The following is a 14,073-nucleotide window of genomic DNA, read 5'->3' on the forward strand; positions in this document are numbered from 1 at the left end:
ATATTCTTGTTAGTTAAATATGGCGTTATACACCTATCCATCAAATAAGCTTGAGTATCTGGTTCAAGTTTTATCTAAACTTCTAGATGTTGAAAAAAAAGATTTGTTCACACCAACACAGCTAATAGTTGGTAGTCGTGGTATGCAACATTGGTTAAGTATGCAATTAGCACAATATCGTAATATTGCCATGAATCTTAAATATGACATGATAAATGGTTATATACTTGATATCTGCTATGAGCTCACAGCAAAACAAGAATATAAGAAAGCATACACAAAAGATATTTTAGCTTGGAGAATCTTTAGGGGTTTAGATAGTATCAATAATCCTAAGCTCCAAGAATATTATCAAAATAGTGATCTTAAAAAATATCAACTATCCGTTAAAATAGCCGAGACTTTTTCAAAATATATATCGTATCGAAGTAAGTGGTTGCAAAAGTGGGAGCAGGGCGAGTATATAAATCCTACTAAACCAGAGAGTGATGAAGATTGGCAAATGCTACTTTGGCAGAAGCTTGTTGAAGATGTTCCTGAAACACCATATAAAGTCCAGTCAGAAGCATTCCAAAAGCTTAATCGACAAAACTTAGAAAAGCTAAATATACCAAGTGATATCTATATATTTGGGGTTAATACTATATCTCCCAAAAATCTTGGCTTTGTATTTGAGTTGGCTAAATATATTGATGTTAATATTCTGTATATTAATCCATGTAGCGAGTATTGGTATGATTTACACAAGAGTAAAATCTCAGCTTGGTTAGATAGTGATGACTATGAGCTTCAACCTCTTTTGGCTAATCTAGGTCAACAAGGTAAAGAATTTTTTAATCAGCTACTAGAAAATCAAGAAAAGCAAGAACTAGAAGTTTTTGAAAAGTTTGATAAAAATTCGTTAGATTTTGAGAAACTTGCTGATAATGACCAGACACAACTAGTAAGCCTACAGCGAAACTTGCTAGAGCTTAATTGTGATAATCATGCTAAGCAAAAAGATTTAAGCATCAGTATTAATTCATGTCATAGTCCACTTAGGGAAGTGCAGATTTTACATGATAAGCTTTTGGATATCATCAAAGCAGATCCTAGCATTAAGCCTCGAGATATTTTGGTAATGTGTCCAAATATTGAAGACTATTCACCGTATATTGATAGTGTGTTCTCAAGATATCCAACAGATAAAAAGCTCCCTTGTTCTATAGCTGATAGAACGCTACTTGATTCAGAGCCTTTAGCTGCCAGTTTTATTGAGCTTTTGCAATTACCAGAGAGTAACTTTGAGGTTAATAAGATACTAGACTATTTATCGGTTCCAGCAATTCAGCAAAAGTTCAAAATTAGCGATGAGCAATTAGAAACTATTCGCTATTTGTTAAAAGAGTCATGTATTCATCATAGTAATAATGGTCAAACCTTCTCATGGAGTTGGGGGCTTAAGAGACTGATGTTTGGGTTTAGTTATAGTGATAGTAATCATATTATTGATGATAAGCTAATGACTATACCTGTGATTGAAGGTAGTGAGATTGCCGAGCTTGGTGGCTTGTATGAGTTGCTAGAACTGCTAGAAAAATATTCACAAGAGTTGCTTAAGCCAAGAAGTTTAGAAGCATGGCAGGACTATCTTTTGGAGATGTTTGATGATGTTTTTGATGTAACTAATGATGAGCAATATATTGCTAAGAAAATCAAAGATATAATCGTAAAGACAGTCACTACAGCTAAAGATGTATTGCTAGCAGAAGAGATTAATTTGTATACAATTAGATATTGTCTGATTTCACAGTTATCTGAACCAATTATTAATAACCATTTCTTAAATGGTAAAGTAACATTCTGCTCAATGACACCAATGCGTAATGTTCCTTTTAGAGTGATAGCGATGTTGGGTTTAAATAATGGTAAGTTCCCACGCCAAGAATCCGTGATTAGCTTTGATTTGATGGCAAGACTTGGAAGAGTTAAAGGCGATAGAACCAAACGAGATGATGATAGATATTTATTTCTAGAGGCTATTACATCTGCGCGTGATTATTTGTATCTTAGTTATATTGGTAGAAGTGTTAAGACTAATGTTGAGCAACAACCAAGTCTAATACTCAAAGAGTTGACTAGCTATTTGTATTTGAATTATGGCTGGGGAAAGGCTGATATCAAAGAATATCCATTACATCCTTTTAGTTCTAAATGTTATGCTGATGAATACAGAAGTTATGATGAGGCTTGGCTGAAGTTGTTACAATCAGAGCCTAAGGTATTTTGCGATTCAAAGTTATTAAGTAATGATGTCAATCTACCAAAGAGTTTAAGTATCGCAAAACTTGTCAAAATCTTTGAAGATCCAATTAAAGCTTATACAAATTATGGCTTAGAACTATATTTAGAGGATGACTTTGAAGAGTTAGAAGACAGTGAACCATTTGATATAAATAGTTTAGATAAGCATAAATTTAAACAAGACTTACTAAACACTCTTGAGAATAATAAAGACAAAGAATTAACCATAAAAACAGCTAAGCTAAGTGGCAAGCTTCCAGAATCTGTACTTACTGAAAATGAGATTAATAAAGAAGTTGAGAGTATTCAAAAGCTATTAGATAAGGCAAATTTAGCAAATTATGAGTCTAAATATTTTCATCAAGAGATATTAGGATATGAGCTAGAGGCTAATTGTCATATCAAAGATAATCAAGTTTTGTTATATACAACTTCAACTTTTGGTATTAAGCATCGATTTGAATTATATTTGACAGCACTATTAGTGGCATTATCAGAGCAACAAGATATCACTGCTACTTATGTCTATTTTGATAAAGACAAAAATCAAGCATTTGATACTACTTTTGTTATAAGTCATTTAGGTGCAAAAGAGTTGTTGGAAAAATATCTATCAAATGCAGAAAAGATAGTATCTAAGCCAAGTTTAGTACATTTAGATTTAGCCAAAGCTATAATGGAATATGTAAAAGAAAATCAGAAAAGAGATGCAAATCTTGTTGAAAAAACAACTAAGCAAAAGCAACAAGCTTGGGAATGCGTGATAAAGTCTTCAGAGCACAACTTCAAAGCATTAGAGAATAATAGTTATTTCAAACTTTTTAATAATGAGCATCCAAAGATAGAAGACTTTGAGGGGCTGCGAATATATCAAGATTTCTTTGAGGTTATAAATGAAAATAAATAAAAATCTATCCTTATCTCAGTTATATAAAGATATTTATATCAGTTTTGAAATTGCAATTGCTGCTTGCATATGTTTTTTGTTTGGTTTTTATATGTCAAACCTTTTGCATGGGGGACAGTCGATAATTGGTGGTTTTTGGTGTCTGATTACAGTTTCTACAATTTTACAGTTGAGTATTAGAGATTCTTACTTGGCAGCTTTTCAAACTCTTGTGGGCTCTGTAATAGGTGGTATCACAGCATTTATTTTTACATATATTTTGGGTTATCACTATTATGTCATGATTTTGGCTGTGGCAATTAGTGTTCTTATCACAGCGACTCTAAATCTTGAGAATGCTATCAAAATGAGTAGTGCAAATGCTGGGGTAATTGTTGCATTAGGGTTGTATCAGCCAAGTTATTCACCTTTTCTAAATACTGGTTTACGTTTGATAGAAACATTCAGTGGTACAGCTATAGCATTATTTTTTATATTTATTAGTAGACTTCTTAAAGTAAGATCCGACTAGTTGTTAATACTTCTATTACCTATACTGTATTTTATTTTAATTTTTGCAAAATTATGATTAAATTGTTTGGGTAAGTATTAGTTTTTATATAGGAAATTTATAATGAAAAAACTTTTAAAATCAGTGCTGTTGCTCTCAACTGTGTTAGCAGGTTCTGCAATGGCATGTACAGCTATTACACTCAAAGGTAATGATGGAGATGTTGTCGCAGGTAGAACGATGGAGTGGGGTTTCACTTGGGATTGGAGTCTAACATATATTCCAGCGGGTACTTCACATACATTGACTGCACCTGAAGATCTAAACCTGCCAGCAAAACAATATTTATCTAAATACTCTGTATTAGGAATAGGTTTGACAATAGATAAAAATAATTTTGTAATACTTGATGGACAAAATAATCAAGGGCTTAGTCTCAGTGCTAATTATCTACCTGGTTTTACTCAGTATCAACAAGTTAATAAAGGTGATAAAAATTACGCTTCAATTTTAGAAATAGTAACTTATATTTTAAGTCAATATAATAGTATTGATGAAGCTAAGAAAGGTTTAGAAAACATCAAAGTTTGGAATGATAAGTCTACAGATGTAAATGGAGTGGTTCCAGAACTTCACTTTTTGATATCAGATAAAAGTGGTAATGCGATAGTTGTAGAGTATGTAAAAGGTGAAGTTCATTTCTATCAGTTAGAGTTAGACCTCAAAGTTATGACAAATGCTCCTACTTATGATTGGCATTTAGTAAATATTAGAAACTATCTGAACTTGTCAAATAAGACTGTATCTCGTATGAAACTTTATAATGAGAATGATGTAGTGCCAAATCATACTTATAAAATTATGGATGCACTAGGTCAAGGCAATGGGTTATTAGGTATGCCTGGTGATTACTCTCCACCATCTAGGTTTATTAGAACAGCAGTATTAGGTTACTATTCTAATAATGATAATATCAAAGATGAAAGTACTCTAAACAAAGTAGCTCACATCTTGCATAGTGCTGATATACCTAAAGGTGTAGTGGCTGAAAACATAGATGGTAAAACATATTACGATCATACAGTATTTACTAGTATCAAAGATCTAACAAACGATACTGTTTATATAAATATTTATAATAATCCGCTTAACTCTGTTTCTATAAATCTAGATACTTTAGATAAAGATCATGCCAAAGCTTTTGTTAAAAATATTAAGCAGCTGCCATATCCAAAGTCGGATATAACTGATTCTTTGGTTTAGTATTATACTCATATTTTTTAATTTCATATTCTTAAATTTTTAAAGGAGTAATTTGCTAAAATATCTCAAAGACTTTTTTGAAAATTATAATTGGTTAATATGACTAATCTAAACGCAAACACAATAACCCTACAAGGTCGCCATATTATCGAGGCTAGTGCAGGTACTGGTAAGACTTTTAATATTACTACTTTGTATATCAGGTTATTACTTGAAAAAAAGCTATTACCCAAAGATATCCTTGTAATGACATTTACCAAAGATGCTACCCAAGAGATTATCGGTAGAGTGGAAGCTAAGATTAGAGATGTGTTAGCAGATCATAAAAGTGGTAAAGAAGTTTTATCCGATGAAGACTATAAACATATCAAAAGAGCCTTATTAGAAGTTGATGAGGCTGCCATTTTTACTATTCATGGTTTTTGTAAAAAAATATTAAGTGAGCAAGCTTTTGCTAGTGGTATTGAGATGGATGTCTCTATGGAGGTCGATACTTCAGATATTTTGCAAAAAGTAGTAGAGGATTTTTTTAGAAAATATATCAATAAAAACAAAACAAACTTTGAATATTTGCAAGCATATAAGCTACATACTCCAGAGAAGTTTTTGGATAAGCTAAGGAATGTTATTAGGTCTAGTTATGAACTATTAACAAAGCAAGCTATAAGCTTAGATGAATTTAAAATACTTAAAAAGCAACAGCTGGAATTATTTTTAAATAATCATGATATCGTAGATGACTTTTTATCTAAATTAGGAAAAGGCGAGCCACAGGGCAAGAGAGTTGATGAATACCATAGAGTTTTAGAATGGTTGAGATTATATAATGAAGATCCATTTCCAGATAATATATCTATAATCACAAATGGTAATAAGATTAAAGGAGCTAGGGTAAAGCCTATATTTACTGGCATTAAAGAATTAAGAGACTTACAGGAAGAAATAAAGAAAGCAAATGCAACCCAATTTATCAAACAAGCCTGCCTGCAAATCCGCCAAGATTTTTCAAAAGCCAAAGAGCAAAAAGGTGTTTTAGACTTTGATGATTTGATTACTAAACTTTGTCATAGTGTCAAAAAGTCACCAGATTTAGTAAAAACTTTACAACATCAATATCCAGTTGCTCTTATTGATGAGTTTCAAGATACTGATGCTGAGCAGTATGAGATTTTGGATACTATTTACCCTTTGAAGAATAGTAGTCATTCCCACGAAGGTGGGAATCTTCTTACGAATGGATTAAATTTAAAAGATACCCGCCTACGCGAGTATGACAGTAGCTCTGATCAGAACGATAGCAATCTTCTGCTCCTAATGATAGGCGATCCAAAGCAAGCAATTTATGGTTTTAGGGGTGGTGATATCTTCACATATCTAAAGGCTAAAGATAGTTGCTCTAATGACAATCAGTGGAGCATGGATACTAACTGGCGTTCAACTAGTGAGATGATAAAGGCTTACAATAGACTTTTTTATAAAAAGGATTATGAGCCAAAAGATGAGGGTGAGCTTGGAGAAGATATTTTTAGCGATGGTATAGGCTATCAGCTTGTCAAAGCATCACCAAATGCTGATAAGAAAGCAAAAGACTTTGATGATAACCTTAAACCAATAAATTATTTCTATTATCAAGTGGCTGAAGATGATAACAAAAGTGATATTGATAATAATTTATCAGCATGGACTGCTAATGAGATTGTCAGGCTATTAAACTCTAAAAAAGTTGTAGAAAGTGATATCGCAATTTTGGTAGAGAATGGTAAGCAAGCAAAGGTTATTCAAAAAGCTCTACAAGCTAAGGAACTAAGCTCGGTATATCTAAGCCAACGCGATAATGTCTATCATAGCCAAGAGGCTACGGAGATATTAGCTCTTATGGAAGGTATAAACGATCTTGAAAATAAATCTATGCTAAAAAGAGCGTTATCAACTAGTTTACTTGGTGGTAGAGCTGATAAATTTATTAGTTATATTGATGAAAATGATGTTTCAGCATGGGATGAAGAGATAGAAAAAGCAAAATCTCTAAGACAACAATGGCATAAATATGGTTTTATGGCATTTATTATGCAAATTATACATCAGAATTTCACTCAAAGATCGGATTCAAAAGAGCGTGTTATCACAAATATTCTCCATTTAGCTGAGCTTATAAAAGTAGCTGAGAATAAATATAAACACCCAAATCAGCTTATTAAATGGTATCGCCAACAGCTAAATAGTACAGCTACAAGTGAGGGCGAACTTAGATTAGAGAGTGATGATAATCTGATTAAGATAATTACAATTCACGGTTCAAAAGGGCTTGAGTACTCAGTTGTATTTATACCATTTGCAAGTTATGTAAGCTCAAAGAAATTTCAAGTTGGTGATTTCTCTAAATACTATGATAAAAATATTAAACAGACAGTCTATAAAATTGGTAAAGATGACAGTATAAAACCACAAATAGAAAATGAAGTTATAGAGGAATTAATGCGCCTGTTTTATGTGGCTGTTACACGTGCAGAGCATAGATGTTATATTGGAGTTGCAAAATATAGTAATAGCGAAAAATCACCATTAGCAAGATTCTTAGATTATCAAAAAGATGATGACTGGTTAGGGAAAATCCAAAATATAACAGCAAATCCTATTAATCAAAGTTCGCTTATAGATGTGGCTACAAGTCATTGTTATGAAAGTGAGAATTTAATTACAAATGACCAATTTGATCATGATACTTTACAAAACCTCAAAGCAAATGATATTAACAAGTTAGCAAATGATAATTGGGAGATGCTGTCTTTCTCAAAAATATCAAAGTCAAAAGTTCAAAATACTGCATTAGAAAAAGAAAACGATGAGTCAGAAGATGATAGTGCTCAAAAATCTCAGCAGGAATTAGAGTTTAGATTTATAGCTCCCAAAGGAGCAGATATTGGTAATATTTTGCATAATGTTTTAGAGCATACGGATTTTAGCCTAGGCAAGATAGATGATAATCTTTTACAAGAGCAAATGGATAGATACAAGGTAGTTGCTGCAGAAGATTTTGATAAGCTTAAAGTATGGTTAGAAGAGTGTTTAGTCGCGTCTATACCTTCTATAGAAACTGCAGATTTTAGTTCTAATGATATTCAATATGGTTTGTTTGATATCAAGGATAAAGGCTTTTGTTTAAAAGATATTCCAAATACAAAAACCTTAAAAGAAGCAGAGTTTTATTTTCCTATATCAAATGAAAAACTATACAAGAAAAATATTATAGAGATTTTAGCAGAATATCGTAATCAGATTATTGATTATGATGAGTTTTCTAGTCAAAAGATTTTTGGTATGCTTCATGGTTTTATTGATTTGATTTTTGAATATGATGGCAAATTTTATGTGGCAGATTATAAGTCAAATTATCTAGGTGATAAATTAGAAGATTATAATCAAGCTGCTATGAGTGAGAAAAATCAAAGTAGCTTTTATGATTTACAATATCTAATATATAGCGTTGCCTTGGATAAGTACCTGCGACAAAACATTGAAAATTATAATTATGAAAAGCATTTTGGTGGAGTATATTATTTCTATCTTAGAGGTATGAAAGATGGTTATGGGGTTTATCGAGCTAGACCAACCTTAGAGATTATTAACAAAATTGCTAATCTATTTAATGGGGATGACTATCATGTATAAAACTTTCCATCAAGCTTGTGAGCAATTAGCAGATATTAGAGCTATAGACTTTTTCTTTGCTAAAGAAGTGTTTGATTTAGTCAAAAAGACTACCCCGTCTATAATCACTTTATCAAGTGATTTATATCCACCCCTTCACGGAGCGAAGGGGAACGATTTGGAGCAAAAAAGTAATGAAGTTTTATTTCATATTTTGATAAAGCTTATGCATGTATATAGCCATGGTAATAGCTGTTTGAAGATAGCAGATATATCAAATAAAACTATTTTTGTTTCAGAGCAAAGCACTCAAAGCGATGCTAAAGTAGGCTTTAAAATGCCAAGTTTTGATGAAATTGTAAGTATTTTACAGTCTTTAGATTATGATAAATTACCTATATATTTTGCTAAAGAGTATGATTCCTTATATATCAAAAGATTGTGGAATTATGAGGTTGAAATAGCTAACTTTATAAAATCTAGAACTATCCAAAATACTCAACAAGATAACTATATTGAAGAAGTTGTAGATAAGCTATTTGAACCTGCTGATGAGATAGATTGGCAAAAACAGGCAGTTATCAAAAGTCTAAATTATAATTTTAGTATTATCTCAGGTGGACCTGGTACAGGTAAGACAACTACAGTAGCAAAGCTTTTGCTTGCCATACAAATGCTTAATCATAATCAGCAAAGAATAGCTCTTTTAGCACCAACAGGTAAGGCTGCTCAGAGAATGACAGAATCCTTAAATAGTGTGTTAAGTAAAAGGGTAGACAATGATAGTTATTTAGGATTATCTAATTTAGAAGCTCAAACTATACATAGGTTTTTAGGCTTAAGACCAAACTCTACTTATGTTAAATATAACGAGCAGTCAAAAGCACCATACGATGTGATTATTGTTGATGAAGCTTCTATGCTTGATATGAATATTTTTATTAAGTTGATTAGAGCAGTAGCTGATAATACTAAGCTAATTTTGATAGGTGATACTAATCAGTTACCATCAGTCGAGGCTGGTAGTCTTTTGGCAAACTTTACACACCACAGAGATGGCGATATTACGCCATATACAACATTACTTATCAAAAACTATCGTTCACAACAATATATAAATAATCTTGCAGCCTCGGTTCTAAAAGGTTATATTAATATTGATAGTCACCAAAATGAGAATATTAATTTTCATAGCCTAAGGAATTTAGATACTTATTTAAGAGAGTATGCAAAGAGATATTCACAGCTTGAAAAGTGCCGTGACTACAAAGAGGCTCTTACCGAGCTAAATAAATTTAGAATACTTGTAGCTAATAAAAATTTAGAAATTGGTACAGATAAGTTAAATCAGAAAATTGAGAAATTTATGTCTAAACCTATAGATTCTAGCTATAAAGGTAAACCAATTATGATAACTCAAAATAGCTATTCATTGGGATTATTCAATGGAGATGTAGGGATTGTCTGGCCAGATGATACTGGTAAGCTTCGAGCATATTTTGATGGTAAAGATGCTAAGGCTTTTAGTTTAAATATGCTACCAAAATATGAAAGTGTCTATATAATGACAATTCATAAGACGCAAGGTTCAGAGTTTGATGAAATTGTGATTGTTCTTCCAGCAGAAGATAATGAAGCGTTAAGTAAACAACTTTTGTATACAGCTATTACCAGAGCGAAACATAAATTAACGATTATTTCTGAACAAAGTAGTTTAAGAGATATTGCTCAGAAAGATATTATGAGAAATTCAAATATTAGTGAATTGGTTAGCTTGAGCACTCAATAACTTAGAAATTACTTATTCATTTGCCATATTATTCTAAGTCCATGAAGTAATAAATCTGAGATAATTACATCAAAGTATTGTTCTTTCTCAAATAAGTGAGCATACCCTCCAGTTGCGATTAGCACGGGCGGTTTATCTGAGAAATTCTCTTGAGAGATTCTACTAATTATCTCTTTTATGGCTCCTAATTGACCATATATAAGACCAGATTGAATTTGAGATATAGTTGTCTTACCTAAAGCAGAGCTAGGTTTTGATATAGTCACATTTGATAGTTTTGCAGTCTTTTGCGATAAGCTATCCATTGATAGATTAATTCCAGGTAGAATTGCACCACCTATATAAGATTTATTTTGCTTGATAGCGCATATAGTTGTTGCAGTACCAAAATCAACAATGATAATGTTCTTAGATGGAAAGTTAGAGATAGCTGCAACTGAGTTTGCAACACGATCTGCACCTAAATCTAGAGGGTTTTTGATATCAAGTTTTAATCCTGTTTTTATGCCAGGTTTTAACTCAAGAGGTGTTATCCCTAAGTATTTTTTACAAGCAGAATTGACAGAATACTCTAGATGAGGAACAACAGATGAAAGTACAACTGCTTCAATATCTTCAATATCAAGCTTTTTCCTCTCAAAGAAAGATAACAGAAATATGCCTAGCGTATCGGAAGTACACGGAGTAGTAGAAGGGTAGCGAAAGTTGTGCTTAATTTGATCACCTACAAATACTCCACCAAAAATATGTGAATTACCAATATCTATGCATACTATCATTTATTATTCTCCGGTTTTTAGGTCAACAAGCTTAGGTTTTATATTTTCTCTAGTAGGATCAATTTGTGCATAACTAATTATAAACAGTTGATCACCTATTTCACATCTTCTAGCAGCAGGGCCGTTTAGTGCGATAGTTTTACTATTTGGCTCGCCCTTGATTACATAAGTTTCAAGACGCTCACCGTTGTTTAAGTTTACTACTTGTACTTTCTCATTTTCAATAATATTTGCCTGTTTCATTATCTCACTATCAATAGTGATACTACCTACATAAAATAGATCTTTGCCAGTTACAGTAGCGTATGAGATTTTTGATTTTAAAACTGAAATTAACATGATGGTCCTGTCTCCTTTAGGAAGTTGTCAATTAAACGTACTTTACCAATGTAAAGTGCCAAAAATATTCTGTTATTAATTTTTTGAATGTATTCTGTTGTTGCACCAGTAGAATTAATCTTATTAGTTAGTTCTTCTAAGTCTGAGAAATTATCTTGTCTAAGTATTTCGTATACCTTATTAGCAATTTCCATGTCAGCAGATGTTAGATTTTTATTTCTAGAGCTAAGAGGAAGCCCTGTTGCTTCTCTTTGTGTTGAGCAAACTATAACCTTTGTTTTGATAAAAAAATCTTTAACAAGTTGTTTTATTAGCATAACTTGTTGGTAGTCTTTTTCGCCTAAGTAGAGATTATCAGGCTTAGTAATTTGTAGTAGCTTTAGTACTACAGTTAGCATACCACTGAAATGTCCAGGTCTAGCTTTACCTTCTAGGATATTCGCAATTTCAAGCTCAGGTTGTATTCTCAATAGGTTACCATCGGGATAGATATCTTTTTCACTAGGGTTAAATAATATATTGACATCAAGAGATTCTAATATTTGTATATCTTGTTGTAGTTGGTTTGGATATGTTTGATAATCATTTGGATTATTAAATTGAGTTGGATTTACAAATATACTGACAATAGCCACATCATTTTCTGACTTAGCTTTTTTGATTAGGCTTATATGACCACTATGTAACGCACCCATTGTTGGGACAAAGCCTATTTTTTGATCATTAGTGAAACTTTCTCCTAGCAAATTAAATTGCTCAATATTTTTAGCAATAATCATAGCTATACTCCTTAGTTGGAAAAATATTAGCTTTCGTCTCTTTAACATACGTATTTATAGCCTCGGAAAATATCTCAGAAGCATTTATATATTTCTTGACAAATTTTGGTTGAAAGTCATTATTCATACCTAGCATATCTTGGAGAACCAAAATCTGACCATCGGTATCACTGCCAGCACCAATACCTATTGTTGGGATATCTAAATTTTGTGTAATATTTTTAGCAATATTTGTTGGTATACATTCTAGAACTATCCCAAAACATCCTGCTTGCTCAAGAAGCTTAGCTTCTTCAAGTAAATGCCTAGCAGCTTCTTCAGTTTTACCTTGAACTTTAAAACCACCAAAACTATTTATAAATTGAGGAGTCATACCAATATGACCCATGACTGGAACACCAGAATCTACGATATGTTTGATAATATCTAAATTTCCTGAACTACCTTCAAGCTTAACCGCATGAGCTCCTGATTGAATCAAAGCCATTACAGCCTGCATTGTTGTTTCTAATGATTGACGATAACTCATAAATGGCAGATCAGCGATTATGAATTTATCTGTAGCACCATTAGCTACCGCTTGAGTCATGAACTGTATATCAGCTAGAGTTGTATAGGTAGTATTTTTTTTACCCAGTAATACCATACCTCCACTATCTCCAACGAGTATACAATCTATATCTGTTGAGTTTATGATTTTAGCTAAAGTATAGTCATAGCAAGTTACCATCGAGATTTTTTCTCGATTCGCTTTAGCTTTTTTGAAGCCTAAAACTGATTTCATTTCATCTTTTCTCCTTGTTTGAAAATTGATTAACAATGGCTCTAAAAACATCATAGAAATCATCATCAATTAAAGCATTGAGATCCTTTTGTAGCGTAAGTTCATCCTCTCTAGCTATAGGTCCTGATAGGACATGATGATTGTGTTTGATATTTTTAAAAGTGGTTTCTAAAAATGGTGTTAAATACTCTTGATTTATACCAAAGCGATTTTGCATTTCAGTATAGAATTTTTGCCAAATCAATGTACTAACATTGTTGGCTAAAACACACATTGCGTGATAATACGCTTTTTGACTTTTATCGATACAAAAATTAGCGTTAGGTAGCTTAGGTAAAAGCTCACTAAATGCGATACTTCTATCACAAGTTACAAAGGCAATCGATTTGTACTCATCTAAAGAGTATAAGTTCTTATCGGGGAAGCTTTGTAAAGGATGTGCTGAATAAGCATTTTCGATATCTAAAAGACCAGAGAAGTGAATCACTATTAGCCTTTTTGATTTATTTGTGAGATATTTATCTACAAAATTTTGTATCTCAGAGTCTTTGATTAAGACTAAAACATGAGTTGCATTATCTAATAATTTATCAAGCTGAACTAACGATTCATTTCGAGACCATTGTCTGAAATCTAGTTTTAAGCATTCAAAATAATAGCACATATGTGCTGCTACATTGCCGTTGCCGACAATGACATATCTAGGTACCTGTTGCATAAATCAAGTCCATTTTTTAATTAAACTAAAACTGTGATTATTGCCTTTTTAAAAGGTCAATATTGTTTACAAATCATAAGTACCGTTACAAAATTGTATACAGTCTTATTTTTGTAATGCAGATTTATAGCATATTGCAAAAAATCATACAATCTTTTAATAGCATTATTCTCTGTACACGATAATTTTTTCATATTTTAAGTTCCTTAGTAGTTTTATTGAATATTTTGAGACACAAGGAGAAATCATTGCTATAAAATCCAATTTTTTGAATAGCATTTACAATCATGTCTA

11 protein-coding genes are annotated in these 14,073 nt (G+C 32.0%); 5 read left to right on the forward strand and 6 right to left on the reverse strand.

Going from position 1 to position 14,073, the window contains the following annotated elements; genetic code table 11:
* The first annotated feature begins 19 nt into the window (after positions 1-19).
* The 5 genes from recC to recD all read left to right on the forward strand — a co-directional run bounded on the left by recC (position 20) and on the right by recD (position 10,380).
* The gene (recC, locus tag F3D57_RS07465) at positions 20-3,190 is read left to right on the forward strand and encodes an exodeoxyribonuclease V subunit gamma (RefSeq protein ID WP_150465776.1); all 3,171 of its coding nucleotides are present in this window, start codon (positions 20-22) and stop codon (positions 3,188-3,190) included.
* Positions 3,177-3,701: an FUSC family protein gene (locus F3D57_RS07470; protein WP_150465777.1), complete on the forward strand. Its 525-nt coding sequence runs from the start codon at positions 3,177-3,179 to the stop codon at positions 3,699-3,701. The genes recC and F3D57_RS07470 overlap by 14 nt, the downstream gene beginning before the upstream one ends.
* A gap of 102 nt (positions 3,702-3,803) precedes the next feature.
* Positions 3,804-4,943 carry a choloylglycine hydrolase family protein gene (locus tag F3D57_RS07475; protein WP_150465778.1) on the forward strand — a complete coding sequence of 380 codons (1,140 nt, stop codon included), beginning with the start codon at positions 3,804-3,806 and terminating at the stop codon, positions 4,941-4,943.
* A gap of 99 nt (positions 4,944-5,042) precedes the next feature.
* Positions 5,043-8,612, forward strand: coding sequence for an exodeoxyribonuclease V subunit beta (gene recB / locus F3D57_RS07480; RefSeq protein WP_150465779.1), 3,570 nt, complete (start codon positions 5,043-5,045; stop codon positions 8,610-8,612).
* Positions 8,605-10,380: an exodeoxyribonuclease V subunit alpha gene (gene recD / locus F3D57_RS07485; protein WP_191092371.1), complete on the forward strand. Its 1,776-nt coding sequence runs from the start codon at positions 8,605-8,607 to the stop codon at positions 10,378-10,380. Before recB ends, recD begins: the two co-directional genes overlap by 8 nt.
* Positions 10,381-10,388: 8 nt before the next feature.
* Here the strand turns inward: recD and F3D57_RS07490 are convergent, their stop codons facing one another.
* From F3D57_RS07490 to F3D57_RS10245, 6 genes are read right to left on the reverse strand one after another with little or no spacing between them, the layout of a single operon-like run.
* Positions 10,389-11,159, reverse strand: coding sequence for a type III pantothenate kinase (locus F3D57_RS07490; RefSeq protein WP_013922735.1), 771 nt, complete (start codon positions 11,157-11,159; stop codon positions 10,389-10,391).
* A 3-nt stretch (positions 11,160-11,162) separates the two neighbouring features.
* Positions 11,163-11,498 (reverse strand): aspartate 1-decarboxylase, encoded by a 336-nt coding sequence (panD, locus tag F3D57_RS07495; protein ID WP_012280696.1) that lies wholly within the window; start codon positions 11,496-11,498, stop codon positions 11,163-11,165.
* Positions 11,492-12,277, reverse strand: a complete 786-nt coding sequence (gene panC / locus F3D57_RS07500) for a pantoate--beta-alanine ligase (RefSeq protein ID WP_150465781.1) — start codon at positions 12,275-12,277, stop codon at positions 11,492-11,494. Before panC ends, panD begins: the two co-directional genes overlap by 7 nt.
* A complete protein-coding gene (panB, locus tag F3D57_RS07505; protein ID WP_150465782.1) occupies positions 12,264-13,061 on the reverse strand; it encodes a 3-methyl-2-oxobutanoate hydroxymethyltransferase in 798 nt (265 codons plus the stop codon). The genes panC and panB overlap by 14 nt, the downstream gene beginning before the upstream one ends.
* A gap of 1 nt (position 13,062) precedes the next feature.
* Positions 13,063-13,779: a 2-dehydropantoate 2-reductase PanG gene (gene panG / locus F3D57_RS07510; RefSeq protein WP_150465783.1), complete on the reverse strand. Its 717-nt coding sequence runs from the start codon at positions 13,777-13,779 to the stop codon at positions 13,063-13,065.
* Between the two features lie 56 nt (positions 13,780-13,835).
* A complete protein-coding gene (locus F3D57_RS10245) occupies positions 13,836-13,973 on the reverse strand; it encodes a hypothetical protein (protein WP_191092372.1) in 138 nt (45 codons plus the stop codon).
* Positions 13,974-14,073 lie beyond the last annotated feature (100 nt).

This window comes from Francisella sp. SYW-2 (assembly GCF_008711475.1).
GTDB classification, from domain to species: domain Bacteria; phylum Pseudomonadota; class Gammaproteobacteria; order Francisellales; family Francisellaceae; genus Francisella; species Francisella salimarina.